The sequence below is a fragment of the Hyphococcus aureus genome (genome assembly GCF_042643165.1).
Taxonomy (GTDB): Bacteria; Pseudomonadota; Alphaproteobacteria; order Caulobacterales; family Parvularculaceae; genus Hyphococcus; species Hyphococcus aureus.
In genome coordinates, this window is the sequence record NZ_JBHRSH010000002.1 from 640,766 (window position 1) to 656,161 (window position 15,396).

Consider the following 15,396-nt stretch of genomic DNA (forward strand, 5'->3'; position numbering starts at 1 on the left):
ATGACGGCTTATCCCGAACTTTACATGATCATCAATGGCGAGCGGATTTACAAGGAAAGCCGCCGCATCCATCGCGTCGTCAATCCGGCGACGGAGGAAACGCTTGGCGAATTGCCGCTTGCGGATGCGGCCGATCTCGACCGCGCGCTCGAAACCGCGGAAAAGGGCTTCAAAATCTGGCGCAAGTCCACACCGCAAGAACGCGCGACTGTTTTACAAGGCGCTGCGCATTTGATGCTGGAGCGGGCCGACGATATTGCGCGCGTTGCAACCATGGAGGAAGGCAAGCCCTTCCCAGAAGCCCGCATAGAAGTGATGATGAATGTGGGGCTGTTCAACTTCTATGCCGGGGAGTGCTACCGGCTTTATGGCCGTACGCTGGTGCGGCCTCAAGGAATGCGCTCGACGGTTACGAAGGAGCCAGTCGGCCCCGTTGCAGCCTTTGCCCCCTGGAACTTTCCGATAGGAAATCCGGGCCGAAAGCTGGGCGCCCCGATCGCCGCCGGCTGTTCCGTGATTATGAAGTCTGCTGAGGAAACGCCGGCGTCTGCGCTTGCCGTATTGCAGGCGCTGCTTGATGCAGGGCTCCCCAAAGAAGTGGCGCAAGCCGTGTTTGGCGTCCCGGATGAAGTTTCACGTCATCTTCTCGCTTCACCGATCATCCGCAAGCTCTCCTTCACCGGTTCAACTGTAGTCGGTAAACATCTTGCGAAACTCGCCGCTGACGACATGAAGCGCACTACGATGGAGCTTGGCGGTCACGGCCCTGTGCTCGTTTTCAAGGACATTGACCTCGACAAAGTGCTCGACACGGTGGTGCCGCAGAAATTCCGTAACGCCGGACAAGTCTGCGTATCGCCGACGCGGTTCATGATTCAGGAAGAGATTTATGATGACTTCGTTGCAGGCTACACGCAGCGCACCAAAGCCTTGAAAGTAGGCAACGGCCTTGATGACGGTGTGCAAATGGGGCCGATGGCCAATCCGCGCCGCCCCGACGCCATGGAAAAACTCATTAGCGATGCGGTGTCGCAAGGCGCAAAGCTTCACACCGGCGGAGAACGCATCGGCAATCAGGGTTTCTATTACGCGCCAACTGTTCTTTCCGATATTCCACAAGCCAGCGAGATCATGAACACCGAGCCTTTCGGTCCGGTCGCTTTGTGTAATTCATTCAAGTCGGAAGATGACGCCATCACCGAGGCCAACCGCTTGCCTTACGGTCTTGCCGCTTATGCCTGGACGCAGGATTCAGCGCGCCAGAAACGTCTCGCCCATGATATCGAGACCGGGATGCTGGGCGTCAACACGGTCATGATCGGCGGCGCTGACTCGCCTTTCGGCGGCGTCAAATGGTCAGGACATGGGGCTGAAGATGGACCGGAAGGCGTTGAAGCCTGCCTCGTCACTAAAGTCGTTCACGAAGGATAATCCATGACCCATGAGCTAAAGACCGGCGGCGATCGCGGCTATCTGCGGATCGCAACCGAAGAAGCGTTCGCCACTCAGGAACAGATCGACGCCTATCTGCGCATGGTCAAGGATGGGACAGCGGACAAGGGCATGGACTCGCTCTGGGGATTCTACGCCACCTCACCGTCGGAACGGGCGACACATATTATGGAGTGCCTGCTCGACCTCGATGATTTGCGCCTGAAGCATATGGATGAAACCGGGATCGACATTGCTATCCTGTCGCTCACCTCACCCGGCGTTCAGCCTTTGCCAACGCAAGAGGCGAAAGCGATGGTCACGCGCGCCAATGACTATCTTGAAAGTGCTGTCGCACGCCATCCGACGCGTTTTGTCGGCATGACCAGCATAGCGCCGCAAGATCCCGAATGGAGCGCCAACGAAATCCATCGCGGCGCCGAGATGGGGTTCAAGGGCGTCATGGTGAACAGCCACACGCAAGGCGAATATCTCGACGATCCAAAATGCGATCCGATCTTCAAGGCGCTGGAAGCGACTGGACAGCCGCTTTACATCCACCCGCAAACGCCGCCGGATTCGATGATCGGTCCCATGCTGGAAGCGGGCTTGGACGGCGCCATTTTCGGCTTCGGCGTTGAAACCGGCATGCATCTTTTGCGCTTGATCACGATCGGGATTTTTGACCGCTATCCGAACTTGCAGATCATTGTCGGCCATATGGGAGAGGCCCTGCCCTATTGGCTTTATCGTCTTGACTATATGCATCAGGCTGGCGTGCGGTCGCAGCGATATGAACGCATGAAACCGCTCAAGAAAACTATCGCCGATTATATGCAGTCCAATGTGTATGTGACGACAAGCGGCATGGCCTGGGAGCCGGCGATCAAATTCGCGCAATCTGTTCTTGGCGAAGATCGCGTCATGTATGCGATGGATTATCCATATCAGTTTGTCGCCGATGAAGTGCGCACCCACGACCTTCTCGACATCAAGCCCGAAACCAAGAAAAAACTTATGCAAACGAATGCCGAACGAGCGTTCAAGCTAAAATAATCGGGACGAGGAAACGCAGATCATGGCCGCGAAAGACCTGAACCAAGCCGGTGTGACGAAGCTTGGCGGCCGCGCCGCCTGGTACGCGTTATTTCTCGTGACGCTGACAACCGCCATGTCCATGGTGGACAGGCAAATCCTCGCCATTCTCGCGCCGCAGATTAAAGCCGACCTCAATATCGGCGACGCCGAGATGGGCGTTCTGTATGGCGCAGTCTTCGGCCTTTTTTACTCTGTTTTTTCGCTGCCGCTTGGCCGCCTCGCGGATGGCTGGGTCCGCACTAGATTGCTCAGTATTTCTATTTTTGGCTGGTCCGTGATGACCGCCATCGCCGGCTTTGCAAATGGTTTCGGGATGCTCGCCCTGTCGCGCCTGGGCGTCGGCATTGGCGAAGCCAGCACACAACCGGCCGGCATGTCGCTCCTGTCCGATCTTTTCCCGAAGAAACAGCGCGGCACGATAACGGCGGCCATGTCCATCGCAGTCGCGCTCGGCATTGGCGGCGCCTTGTGGCTCGGCGGCACCGTCGCGGACGGATGGAACGCCGCGTATCCTGATGGCGACGCCCCTCTGGGCCTGAAGGGCTGGCAAGCGGCGTTTCTGGTCGCCGCGGCGCCGGGCATCCTTTTAAGTTTTCTTTTATTGCGCTTGCCTGAGCCGGTGCGAGGAGCCGCAGATGGCGTCATTGCGAAACCTGATCCGGCCCCGTTTCGCGCCAGCCTCGACACACTGCTCGGCATTCTCCCCGGCTTCGCCTGGCTGGAGTTCGCCCGCCGCAAAGCGCCGGCAAAGCTCTGGCTGATCAATATCGCCGCCGCCATTACCATCGTCGCACTTGCCGTTTTTCTGACCGGATGGACGAACAGTCTGCGCGAGGTAAACCCTGTCGCCTTGAAGATCGGCTCGCTTGAGCTGACCGGCAATGTCCTGCAATGGGCGATCACAGGCGTCGGCGCCTATATCGTTATTTGCTGGATGCAGTCGCTGTTCCTGCGTGACAAGCCTGCCTTTGCTGTCATTGTCAAACAACCGTCCACGAGCATTCTCATCGCCCTGGCGGCGCTGCAAACTGTGCTCAATTACGGCGTGATGTCCTGGACAGCCGTTTACGCTATCCAGCATTTCAACCGGACCCCGGCTGAAATCGGTTTGCAATTCGGCGCCCTCATTACCTCGCTCGGCATTATCGGCCCCCTTATCGCTGGTCCTGTTTCTGACTGGACAACCCAGCGTTTCAAAGGCGGAAGGCTCTATGTCACACTGGTCGCGCTCACCATATCGCCTTTCCTTGCGATCGGCGTTTACACCGCACAGACGATCGCGGGATTTTACGCCTGGTTTGTCGCCTATTCTCTCGTGCTGACCATGTGGTTGCCGCCGGTTTATGCGGCCCTCATTGATCTCGTGATGCCCCGCATGCGCGGGATGGTGATGAGCTATTACATCCTGATGATGACGATCACGGGCATGGGGCTTGGACCCTATGCAGTCGGCATGATGAGCGACATCAATGGCGGCAATCTTGGCGAGGCGATTTTGAAACTTTACTGGATAGCGCCAATTATCGTCGTGCTGATCGCGGTCCTGATCTGGCGGATGCCGAAAGACGAAGCCATTCTCCTAGAACGCGCCAAGGCGGCGGGCGAAGCCGTCTAGACCGGCGAACCGTTAAGCCTCTAGATCACGCGCCATACCCAGAGCTTAATGCCAAGCTTGTATCGCGCGCCCGCGCAAACAAAGACCGATTTGTTGAGCCAGTCATATTTGCCGACCGGCGCAATGAATTCAGGGATTGTCCGGAAGTAGTATTCCGCCGGGTCCACCTCTTCTCCAGCCATAAGTCTCTTCATGACTTCAGGAGGTCCATGGCGCAGGCCGCGATTGCGAATCTGAATGACGACGCCGTCATCCGTGCGCATGGCATAGATCGCATCAGCGACTGTAACGCCATCATGACGGGTCAGCTGCCAGTCGGCCGCATTACCGAGAAGCTCGCCTTTGATTTTCGGTCCTTCGACCGGGCCGGAAAAGATTGGAATTATCCGGCGCGTTCCGTCGGGCGTTTCTCCAATCGGGATGGGCTCGCCCAAATCGCCGCCTGCTTCGTAAACAAATTCAAGTTCCGGCTTGATCACGTTTATCAGGCCACCATGCCGATATCTTCGGCCGCAGCCCAATTACCGTGAAGACCAAAGCGCAGGCGCACAGGAATCTTTGCGGTCGCAATCGGCCCTTTGGCGATCTCAAGCGCATCGAAGACCAGCAAATCGCTGCGGTGCTCTTCAAGGCGATTACAGACCATCACAATCCAGCCATCGCCTTCCGGCGCATCCTTGGAGCGCGGAATAAAGCAAGGCTCCTGTAGCGTCGAGACCGGCCCGCACCACCATTTCTGCTCTTCGCCTGTTTCATGATCGACCTTGCCGAGCGTGTTCATGAGGAAACCGCCAGCGCTGCCGCCCTGAAGCTCGCAAGGCTGCTCCATGTCCACGACCAGCATCCAGCCATGGCGGTATTTTTTGCCCGTAAAACGATCGTCAATGCGCGGAAACTCACCGAACATATCTGTCAGGCGCGTCTGGCTTTCAAAATCTTCTGAGTTCGACGCCATATTCACCGTCCAGCGGGTCAGATAGCTCGACGCTTCCATAGGGTTAAACGGAGCGCCGTGCACATCCGGAAAGAACGGGAACATGTTGTTCTTCGCCTGAGGCGTATCGAAATGAATTCGGTCGCCATCCTGATAGGCGTTCATGACGTGACTGGCGAAGCAATTATCGGTTTTAAACCAGCGGATGTCATCTTTAGTCGCGCCTTTGCGCCGCGGCAGAACGCCGAAATAGACCGGCATCGTCGTGTCGAAGCCAAAATGGGGCATGCCCTTTTCAAGACGCTCCCAGTTCGATGTCGATGGCACCACATGGAACAGCGCGTAATCTTCCGTAATCGCAAAATCATGCATCATCGCGTAATAGGGATTTTCGAACCAGACTTCATAAAGAAGTTTTCCATCCGGTCCGATCTCGTAATAGGTCATGTCCAGCGTCAAAATGCCCTTCGACGCATAGCCGAAGGCCGCCATATTGCCTGTGTTTGGATCGATCTTGGGGTGCGCCGTAAAGGTCTGCCCCGTCATACCGTCGAATTTGGTGTAGCCTTCGGTTTCCAGCGTCACCGGATCCATCACCAGCGCCGGAGAATCTTCCTTAAGCGCGTAAAGCTTGCCGCCATATATCCACGCATTGGTGTTGGCTGTGCCGCGAATCTTTCCTTTCACGGATGGATCGTCAAAAAGCGGGTTCCGGTAGGCGCCGAAAAGAGCTTTGTCAGCCTTGTTTTCAAGCTTCCATTTATCCGTTTTCGCCCAGCGCTGACGGAAGCTGATCTTGCCATTCTCGAAGCGAAACTGCGTAATCATGCCGTCGCCGTTAAAGGCGATATCATCGCCGAGAAGCGGCGGAAACTGGGGATCAGGCTGAACCCGATAAAAAGCCCCGTGCATTTCCTTTGGGACTTCCCCCTCGATGTCGAGATCGTATATATCGGCCTCAATCCGCGAGGGAGTATTGAAGCCCGTGAAACTCATTGTTTCCGGGAAATGAACCATGGCTTCCTCCTTTGCCAGAATTGTATATGGTAGGCCCAAGGGAGCCAAGGGACAAAAGGCGTGACAAAACGCAATCAGAATAAGAAAAAAACGCAGTCCGGAATTGATCAGCATCAAGACGCCGACCTGGATGACATTGGTGAAATTGACGACATTGTCGGCTTTCACATCAGGCTCGCCTATACAGCGGTCTACCGGCATTTCATGGACACGTTCGCCGATCTCGACATGACACAAAAACAGGTGTCGGTGCTGTGGCTGGTGGACGATCACCCGGGCATCGCGCAGACCGATCTCGCCAAGCGTTTGCGCATGGACCGCGCCACCGTGATGGCGATCATCAACCGGCTTGAAGGACGCCGCCTCCTACGCCGCGGACAATCAGCAAGCGACGGACGCAAACAAACCCTGAAGCTGACGCCGACCGGCCACAAAATTCTGATCGACGCCAAAAGGGCCGTTCTCGAACATGAAGAGTGGCTCAAGCGCAGCTTTACGAAACAGGAAGTCCGTACACTAATTGATTTGCTGAGGCGCATTCACGATTAAAGCGCATGTTGCTTTAATCGCTCCCGACGTTGTCAATGCTTTGCATTCTCGACCGGCGGCTTTTTTTCAGCCCCGATCGCTAAAGCGCGCTGAACGGCGGGCCGAAATTCGATGCGGTCATACCAGGCTTTGACATTGGCGTAGTCTTCAATATCGACGCCTTGCCATGCGTAACGGCGCACCCAGGGGAACGCCGCCATATCGGCTATGGAGTAGTCGCCCGCAAGAAAATCCCTGCCGGAAAGACGCTTGTTCATCACGCCGTAAAGCCGGTTGGTTTCCTTCGAAAAGCGCTCGACAGCATAAGGAATTTTAGTCTCCGCATAATGCACAAAGTGATGCGCCTGACCCGCCATGGGCCCAAGTCCCCCGACTTGCCAGAACAGCCACTGCTCAGTCTCGGCACGGGCGCGATCCTCCGCAGGATAAAACTTACCGGTTTTACGTCCGATATATTGGAGGATTGCGCCGGATTCAAAAACGGAAATAGGCTCGCCTTCGCTGACGTTATGATCGACAATGGCCGGCATCTTGTTGTTCGGCGAAATCTTCAGGAACTCTTCCTTGAATTGATCGCCCTGGAAAATGTTTACCCATTTGATGTCGTAATCCAGGCCGCACTCCTCCAGCATGATGAGGACTTTGTAGCCGTTTCCTGTCGGCCACATATGCAAGTCGATCGTCATCTGAAATCAGCCTCAGGCGGTCTGCGCCGCCTGCTCTCTGGCCCGGCCCAAAAAGACAAGGGCGAGCGCCGCACAAATAGAGCCGGCAGCCATAATGACCGCGACTATTTCCAGCCCATAACCGCTCTTGAACAGGAAGCCGGCGATAATCGGCCCCAGCGCCGCGCCGCCGCGGCCGACGCCAATGACGAAGCCGGTGCCGCCAGCGCGCACTTCCGTTGGAAAGGCATGTGCGAAAATAGCGTACAGGCCGACAATGGCGGCGTTGGTGAAGAAGCCCGCCACGCAGGCGATTATCGAAAGCTTTGCAAGGTCTGCTGGCGCCTGGCCAAATAGCGTGACCATCGCGCCGCCAAAGAGCATGGCGCCGATAACCAGCGCCCTGATCCCGAACTTCATGGCAAGAAGCCCGAGTAGAATGGCGCCGCTGGCGCCGCCGACATTCGCCCAGACGAGAACGCTGCCGGCAAGCGATGGCTCAAAACCAAGATCAACGACAATCTTTGGAATCCATTTCAGGTAGAAATAGAATGTCATGATATGTGCGAAATAAGCGAAGGTGAGGATCGTTGTCGTACGCGCAAGGTCCGCTCCGAAAAGACGGCCCACGCCGATTTTCTTCGGCGCCTCCTTAACAGGCGGCATTTCGCTGACCGTCTCATGGCCCATGCGTTTCAGGGTTGAATTGATTTTTTCAAGCGCGCCGGGTGCACGTTTTTGCGCGAGGAACTCGATCGATTCAGGTAGAAAATACCAGATCAGCGGAATGAAGATTGTCGTCATCACGGCGCCAAAAATAAACACCGCGCGCCAGTCATAATGCGCCAGCAACATTGAGGCGATCGTGCCGCCAATAATAGCGCCAATGGGATAGCCGGCCGCCATGGTCGTTACCGATAAACTCTTGCGCTTTGCATTCGAGTATTCGGCGACCATGGCGTTGGTGGCGGCGAGAACGCCGCCAATGCCAAGACCCGTGGCGAAACGATACGCGGAAAGAATTTCGATACCATTCGCCGTCGCAGCCAGCCCCATCCCGACCGCCATCACTACGAGGCAAGTCAGAATAGTCGGACGTCGGCCAATGATGTCGGCGATGTTTCCAATGACGACGGAACCGACCGCCATGCCGATCAGCTCCATGGACAGGACAATCCCGAGCGCCGCCCGATCAACACCCCATTCAGTGGCGATACCCGGCGCGGCGAAGCTGATGGAAAGAACATCAAACCCGTCCAGCGCGTTTAGCAAAACGCACATGCCCACGGCAATAATCTGAAACGTCCCCATGGGCGCTTGCGCGAGGATCTCGCGGGGGTCTTTTGAACTCATTTTGGCTCCATCCCTGTCAGGCTTTTTCTAGTTATATCTTGTTCAGCAGGCGCAGCAATGTTTTGCGCTCGCTTTCGGTCAGCCTGTCCATGGCGCGGCGCTCATGGGCGGTAATCCGAGCCTTGCAATTTTTGAGCATTGCCTGGCCCTCTTTCGTAAGTGACACCGAAACCGCACGGCGGTCCGCCTCATCCGTAATGCGCTCCAGCAGCTTCGCCCCCTCCAGCTCCGCCATCAAGGGGGCCATGTTGGCGCGGGCGACGCCAAGCGCCCGGCCGATTTCTCCTTGACGGATGCCTGGATTCTCCTCGACCACAGACAGAATGGAGATTTGCACCGGGCGCATGCCGGTTCCAACCATAGCGGCCGCGAAGTCCGACATGAAGGCGTTTGAAATTTGCCTCAGGCGGTATCCGGCAAGGCTGTTCAAAAATTCGGTCCGAACATTCGGAGACCGGTCATCGAGAAATTGTAGAACGGGTTTGTCCGCTATGCTCGTCACTGACATGACGCCATCCCCCGGCTCACATTCCGCCGTTCAGAATTAGCATATTCAACCAATTCCCTCAATGACGGCTTGCCTCAACCGGCACTGAAAACCACTCCTCAAGCGCAGCATTAACCGACTCCGGCGCTTCGTAGGGCGCCATGTGACCGGCGTCCTCAAAAATCACCAGCTTTCCACGGCCACCCAGCCGCGCATGAATATCTTCATGCTGATCAATTGGGCTCCACTCATCCTGCCGGCCAACGCCGATCAGAACCGGGCAGTTGATGGCGGCCAAAGCCGGTCCCGTATCAGGCCGGTTTAACAGCGCGTGGATCTGAGCCGCGAAACGCGCAGGCGTCGAAAGCTCGACCATCTCGCAGAGCGGCTTCATAAAGTCCTTATTGTCTCGCAAATCCGGATGCACCATAGGCGGTAGCCACGCCTCGCACAGGGCGCCCATCCCCTGCTCCTCAGCGAGTTTAACGAGGCGCATACGCTTGTCATGCTCTTCCGGTTTTACGCTATGAATACCCGTGTCAAGAATAGCGATCCGTTCGACCTTCTCCGGCGCCATGCGCAACACTTCGAGCGCGACGCGTGCGCCCATAGAATGGCCGGCCAAAGAAAACCGATCCGGCGCATGGCTCAGTGCGATTTTCGCCATGCCCGCAATGCTGTCCTCATCGCCATAATGAGGAACCTGAACATCGGCGATCCGAGAGAAGCAATCGACCTGCGACCGCCAGACTGTCTCGTCACACAACAGGCCCGGCAATAATAACAGCGTAGGCTTTACAGCGCTCATCGCGACGCGTCCCGCGCTATTTCTTCTGTTTGCTGAGGTCGTATGTGCCAAGCCCCGGCTTATAGGTCTTGTCGTCAAGGAACTGGCGCATGCCCTCCTTGCGCGCTTCACCATCAAAGAAATTCAACGCTTCCTGCGCGCGAATGAGATAATCTTCGGCATTTTCATAGGTCATCTCGCCGACACGGCGCATGGCGTCTTTTGTCGCTTTCAATGTCCAGGGATTTTTCTCGAGCAGCTTTTCCGCAATCTCTGTGACGCGCGCTTTCAGCTTATCCGCAGGCAGAGCTTCATTCACCAGGCCGGCTTCCGCCGCACCCTTGCCGTCAAGATTTTCACCCAACATGGCGTGATACATCGCCTTACGGAAAGGCATTAACTCAAACGCCACTTTTGTTGCGCCGCCGCCTGGTAGAATGCCCCAATTGACTTCGGACAGACCGAACTGTGCATCTTCCGCCGCATAAGCGAGGTCGCAAGCGTAAAGCGGACCATACCCGCCGCCAAAGCACCAGCCATTGACCATGGCGATGGTTGGTTTTTGAAACCAGCGCAAGCGTTTCCACCAGGCATAGGCTTCGCGTTGCGCCGCTCTTGTGCCTTTAAGTCCGAGCGCTTCGGTCTCGCGAAAATATTCTTTCAGATCCATCCCGGCCGACCAGGCGGTGCCCTCACCCGTCAGGATGAGAACACCTACATTGTCGTCGAACTCCAGCTCTTCGAGAACGCGCAACATCTGGCGATTGAGCTTGGGGCTCATGCAATTACGCTTTTCAGGACGGTTGAACTTCACCCACGCAATGCGGTTGATAATCTCGTAAGATACTGTGTCTTCTTCTTTGCGTTCTTCCGCCATGTCAGTTCCCAAATTTCTCAAGCCCGCTAATCGGACTCCATATTAAGCCAAATCGCCCTGCGGCCGGTTTTTACGCCGGGCGCTGATAGTTATACGTCATTACTATCTTCTCCCGTAATTTTTCAATGCCCAGAGCCCGCGATTGGCGCGTAAAAAAGCGTTTATTTGTGAAATGAGGCGGGTCCATGCCGGGACGAGCCCCGGCCAGGATAGAACCGGCCCAAAATCACAAGTGAACCTCGCATGAATGCCGCTTTGAGGATTTTCCATTCCGGCGCCAATAGCGACCCAATCGTGGAATCTTCCCTCCTGAAAGATGAGGATAAATTGTGCGGTGCGGCATTTCAGGGGGCTTGGCAAAATATGGCGCGCGGCCGCGATAAATCATGCCTTTTTGAAAGCGCCGAATTAACTCAGCCGAAAATCCTCGTGAGATCGGTCAGTGAAAAAAGTCAGAAAATCCTTTATGATAAACTGCACAAATATAAACCTGTCATACCGACGCCCAGTCCGACTGGCGGTGGTGGCTACGAAGTGGACCGCGGAACCATGGCGCTTCAGATCGAACATTTCGCCACGAATGAAGTCACACAGCTTGAACGGCTGGATTTCTGGAATCGCATAGCCAGCGAAACCTTCTGCGGGCTCAGCATCGATTCCGAGCGCGAAAATTTCGACGCTGAAATGTGGCGCTGGACGATGGGCGACATCACGATGATTCGTCCGAGGTCGCCGAACGCCATTGTGCAACGCAATGCGCGCATCGCCCGGACGGGCGGCGACCGCGTCATGCTGCATTTCCAGCATGCGGGCAGTTGCCTCCATTCTCAGGCGAACAAAATTTATCATCTGCGCGCGGGCGATGCGATCCTCACGGACAGCAATGAAGATTACCGCGTCGAGCTGTCCAGCGACAATGTTATGCTGGTTGTAGAGATGCCGCGAGCCGCCGTCGCAGAACGCATGCCAGACCTGGAAGAAGTCCTGTCCCACAAGATCGGTGGAGAGACGCCCACAAGCCGCCTTCTGCATGACTTTGTCTTATCGTTATGGCGTCAGGGCGACCAGAGCCATGCCGAACCCGCCCGGGTCAAAGGCATTACGGATGTGTTTTATAACCTCCTAACCATGGCGATGGCCGATCGTAATGTCAGCGTCGAGAACGATGCGCTTTTGATCAATCGCCTGACCGCAATCATCAAGGCGCGCATCTGCGATCCGGATTTCCGTCCTTCTGACCTTGCCGCTGAACTTGGCGTCTCCATTCGTACGGTGCAGAACGCGTTTGCAACTATTGGCGAAACCCCGTCGGCATACATCCTCAATAAAAGACTGGCCCATGCAGCGGACCGTCTTGTTGCAGCGCCGCATTTAAGCATCACCAGCATCGCTTACGAGTCCGGGTTTAACGACTGCAGCTACTTCACACGCTGTTTCAAGCAGAAATACGGCGCTGCGCCGACGGCATACCGCGCTGCACACTAAACGCAGACTGCCGCAGTCAATCGGCGTATCTGTGGCAAGACCACAACAATGGTGTTGATTGCGCAAATCTCCGCCCTGCTTTCGCATTAGTTCAAGACGCCGCATTCAAATAAGGCGACGGTCAGAGCAACTGAAAGACTCAACTCCGTCATATAATAATAACAAGGCGGAGATGGGAGGGAGTATGTGTCTGTACGTAAGGTTGTTTCGCCTGCGCCAAAATGCGTGACGGTTACTCGTGCGTAAATGCGCCTGAACAACTGCGCCATCAGCATCTCCTGACAAAAAGCATGCGGCCTCTTTCTTCCCATCGTGAATAGCGATGCGGAGAGAGCGAAAAAAGCCGGGACTCCGCCGCTGTTGCTTTGAAACCAAAATGAGATCCCCGCCGGACCGGCGGGTACAAGGCAATGTATGCCGGGAGGAAGAACAAGATGAAATACAAACTGACTGCAAGTATCGGAGCCATAGCGGCCGCCCTGACCGGCGTCGCGCAGGCTCAGGTCGATACGATTACGGTTACAGCGCAAAAGCGCGAAGAAAACGTTCAGGACGTTCCTATCGCCGTCTCCGCTTTTGACGGACAGTCTCTTCAGGAGCGGGCGGTCACCAGCGTCGCCGGTCTCGCCAACATCACGCCAAACGTATCGCTGGACGCCGGCACGCCCTTTTCCGGCGATCCAGCAGTTATTTCCGCTTATATCCGCGGCATTGGCGCCAACGACTTCGCCTTCAATATCGATCCGGGCGTCGGCGTTTATCTTGACGGCGTTTATCTCGCCCGCTCCATCGGCGCGAACCAGGACCTTCTCGACGTTGAACGCATCGAGGTTTTGAAAGGCCCTCAGGGAACGCTCTTTGGCCGGAACACAATCGGCGGCGCGATCTCCATCGTCACCCATACGCCGGGCGATGAGTTCTCCTTCACCGGCGACGTCACCACAGGCAGCTTCGAATTGCTGCAGGTGCGCGGCACCGTCGACATTCCACTGTCGGACAGCCTGAAATCGTCGGTCAGCTTCTCCCTGAAAGACCGCCGCGGCTATGTGAAACGCATGCCTTATCCAGGCTTCGAAAATTATAATGTCGAGCCGATCCAGTCGATGCGCGCTGCGATTTACGGCAATGAAGGCGACTATGAGGGCGGCACAGACGCCAAGAACGCCCGCGTAAAACTGCTCTATGATGATGGCGGACCGTTCCGGGCGACCCTTTCGGGCGATTATTCCTATTCCAAGCAAAGCCAGCTCGCGAACAAAGTCATCGCCACCAACGGGCTGGTGTTCGCCGGCACCTATAACTGCGCGATTGAAGGCATACAGCCGCCCGCTGGCGACATGTCCTGTGGCGGCGGCCCACCGCCGATCGCCTATGCCGGCGGCATTGGCGGTCTTAACTGGGTGGCTGACAATCCAGCGATTTTCGGGGTCAATGTGGACGCCGATCCCTATAATGATCGCCTGCCCTATGATGACCGTTTCGTCACCGACGACATCGACACAACCTACGCCACCGGCAACAATGTTGCGCGCCTTGAAAATTATGGCGTTCACCTGTCGCTTGACTTTGATGTCACGGAAAACGCCACGCTGAAATTCATCTCCGCCTATCGTCATCTCGACTGGGATGTGGGCATGGATCTCGACGGCTCCCCCCTCAACTTCCTGCATACGAGCTTCACCACCGATCAGTGGCAGTTCAGTCAGGAAGTGCAGTTGACGGGCTCGGCGCTTGACGATCGCATCAATTACGTCTTCGGCGGCTACTATTTCGTTGAAGAAGGCGATCTGCACGACTTCGTCACCTTCGCTGAAGGCCTGTTGCAGGTGGACGGTCCGAACTATCTGAAGACGAAGAACTATGCCGGTTTCGGTCAGATCGACTTCAATGTCACGGACTGGCTCGGGCTTTCCGTGGGCGGCCGCTACACCCACGAAAAGAAACAGTTTGAGGGCGCGCAATCTGACCGCAACGGCCTCAACTATAAAATCGCCCAGCAATTCGGCGATCCCGATTGCGCAGTGCTTGTGCCGACGATCTCTGAAGCGTGCCGGATTGCGCAGGGCTTCCCTGTGCCCGGCGACCCGCTGCGCTATTATATCGCCGGCATTCAGGAGAAGAGCTTCAACAACTTCTCTCCGAAAGTCAGCGTGCAGGTGAAACCGGCCGACGGCATCATGGTCTATGGCAGCTACTCCGAAGGCTACCGCACCGGCGGCTGGACGACACGTCTGTCGAACCCGCTGCCGACCGCGCCGGACTTCGACGAGGAAAACGCGACAAGCTGGGAAGTCGGCTACAAGTCGACGCTCTTCGACAATCGCGTTCTGTTGAACATCGCGGCCTTCACGACCAAATATGAAGGCATCCAGCTGAACTTCCAGCAGGGTGTTTCGCCGACCGTGCAGAACGCCGGTGACGCACGCATCAAGGGCCTCGAAGTGGAGACTGTCTTCGCTCCGGGGAACGGCTTCTCGGTCAACGCTTCGGTCGGTCTGATCGACGCCGAATATATTGACGTTCTCGGGCCTGCCCAGGTGGCGGCGAACCCGCTTCAAGGCGGCATCTTCCCCGGCGCCGACCTGCCGAAAACGCCAGACTTCAAATTCAATGTCAGCCCGCGTTTTGAATTCGATCCGGGCAATGGCGCAACGGTGGTCCTGCTTGCGGACTACACCCATACCTCGTCCATGTGGAACGACACAGAGCGGACATTCCTGCTTGAGCGTCCTTCCACGGACATTCTCAATCTCAGCGCCTCTTATCAGGAGCCGAACGGTCGCTGGAACATAACAGTCGGCGGCACAAACATTACCGACGAGCGCTATCTGACCACTGGTCAGGCGCAGATCGCCGGCGGCCAGATTTACGGCACCTATAGCCGTCCGGCCGAATGGTACGCGCGATTGGGCGTGAATTTCTAACCTTCCCATGAACGCCCTTGGCGGGACCCTCGGGTCCCGCCTCTTTTTATCAAAACATCAAGCAATGAGAGCCGCCCGGTGATCAAAAGGCGCGACGCAATAAAGTCTCTGTCCGCTGCTCCGTTCGCGGCGATGCTTCCATCGAACGCCTTTGCCTCGAATACCCTGGCGCAA

General features: G+C 56.3%; 13 protein-coding genes. 6 read left to right on the plus strand and 7 right to left on the minus strand.

Features of this window, described 5'->3' with window-relative positions:
• From ACFOOP_RS16075 to ACFOOP_RS16085, 3 genes are read left to right on the plus strand one after another with little or no spacing between them, the layout of a single operon-like run.
• A complete protein-coding gene (locus tag ACFOOP_RS16075) occupies positions 1-1,431 on the plus strand; it encodes an NAD-dependent succinate-semialdehyde dehydrogenase (protein WP_379882150.1) in 1,431 nt (476 codons plus the stop codon).
• A 3-nt stretch (positions 1,432-1,434) separates the two neighbouring features.
• Complete coding sequence (locus ACFOOP_RS16080) at positions 1,435-2,487, plus strand: amidohydrolase family protein (protein ID WP_379882151.1); 1,053 nt, start codon at positions 1,435-1,437, stop codon at positions 2,485-2,487.
• 22 nt (positions 2,488-2,509) lie between these two features.
• Positions 2,510-4,144 (plus strand): MFS transporter, encoded by a 1,635-nt coding sequence (locus tag ACFOOP_RS16085; RefSeq protein WP_379882152.1) that lies wholly within the window; start codon positions 2,510-2,512, stop codon positions 4,142-4,144.
• A 20-nt stretch (positions 4,145-4,164) separates the two neighbouring features.
• Here ACFOOP_RS16085 and ACFOOP_RS16090 read toward each other — a convergent pair whose 3' ends face one another.
• Together ACFOOP_RS16090 and ACFOOP_RS16095 are read right to left on the minus strand one after the other, a co-directional pair.
• A complete protein-coding gene (locus tag ACFOOP_RS16090) occupies positions 4,165-4,623 on the minus strand; it encodes a DUF3237 domain-containing protein (protein WP_379882153.1) in 459 nt (152 codons plus the stop codon).
• A gap of 5 nt (positions 4,624-4,628) precedes the next feature.
• Positions 4,629-6,095: a lignostilbene-alpha,beta-dioxygenase gene (locus ACFOOP_RS16095; protein ID WP_379882154.1), complete on the minus strand. Its 1,467-nt coding sequence runs from the start codon at positions 6,093-6,095 to the stop codon at positions 4,629-4,631.
• A gap of 60 nt (positions 6,096-6,155) precedes the next feature.
• On the opposite strand from ACFOOP_RS16095, the gene ACFOOP_RS16100 reads away from it, so the two are divergent.
• On the plus strand, positions 6,156-6,644 hold the full coding sequence (locus ACFOOP_RS16100; RefSeq protein WP_379882155.1) for a Saro_0803 family transcriptional regulator: 489 nt from the start codon (positions 6,156-6,158) through the stop codon (positions 6,642-6,644).
• Positions 6,645-6,676: 32 nt separating this feature from the next.
• Here the strand turns inward: ACFOOP_RS16100 and ACFOOP_RS16105 are convergent, their stop codons facing one another.
• Genes ACFOOP_RS16105 through ACFOOP_RS16125 form a run of 5 tightly spaced genes read right to left on the minus strand, consistent with a single transcriptional unit; the run spans position 6,677 to position 10,813 of the window.
• On the minus strand, positions 6,677-7,330 hold the full coding sequence (locus tag ACFOOP_RS16105; RefSeq protein ID WP_379882156.1) for a glutathione binding-like protein: 654 nt from the start codon (positions 7,328-7,330) through the stop codon (positions 6,677-6,679).
• Positions 7,331-7,342: 12 nt separating this feature from the next.
• Positions 7,343-8,662, minus strand: a complete 1,320-nt coding sequence (locus ACFOOP_RS16110; protein WP_379882157.1) for an MFS transporter — start codon at positions 8,660-8,662, stop codon at positions 7,343-7,345.
• A gap of 31 nt (positions 8,663-8,693) precedes the next feature.
• The gene (locus ACFOOP_RS16115) at positions 8,694-9,170 is read right to left on the minus strand and encodes a MarR family winged helix-turn-helix transcriptional regulator (protein ID WP_379882158.1); all 477 of its coding nucleotides are present in this window, start codon (positions 9,168-9,170) and stop codon (positions 8,694-8,696) included.
• Positions 9,171-9,228: 58 nt separating this feature from the next.
• The gene (locus ACFOOP_RS16120) at positions 9,229-9,957 is read right to left on the minus strand and encodes an alpha/beta fold hydrolase (RefSeq protein WP_379882159.1); all 729 of its coding nucleotides are present in this window, start codon (positions 9,955-9,957) and stop codon (positions 9,229-9,231) included.
• A gap of 16 nt (positions 9,958-9,973) precedes the next feature.
• Positions 9,974-10,813, minus strand: a complete 840-nt coding sequence (locus tag ACFOOP_RS16125) for a p-hydroxycinnamoyl CoA hydratase/lyase (RefSeq protein ID WP_379882160.1) — start codon at positions 10,811-10,813, stop codon at positions 9,974-9,976.
• Between the two features lie 363 nt (positions 10,814-11,176).
• On the opposite strand from ACFOOP_RS16125, the gene ACFOOP_RS16130 reads away from it, so the two are divergent.
• Together ACFOOP_RS16130 and ACFOOP_RS16135 are read left to right on the plus strand one after the other, a co-directional pair.
• On the plus strand, positions 11,177-12,298 hold the full coding sequence (locus ACFOOP_RS16130; protein ID WP_379882161.1) for a helix-turn-helix domain-containing protein: 1,122 nt from the start codon (positions 11,177-11,179) through the stop codon (positions 12,296-12,298).
• 434 nt (positions 12,299-12,732) lie between these two features.
• Positions 12,733-15,222 carry a TonB-dependent receptor gene (locus tag ACFOOP_RS16135; RefSeq protein WP_379882162.1) on the plus strand — a complete coding sequence of 830 codons (2,490 nt, stop codon included), beginning with the start codon at positions 12,733-12,735 and terminating at the stop codon, positions 15,220-15,222.
• Positions 15,223-15,396 lie beyond the last annotated feature (174 nt).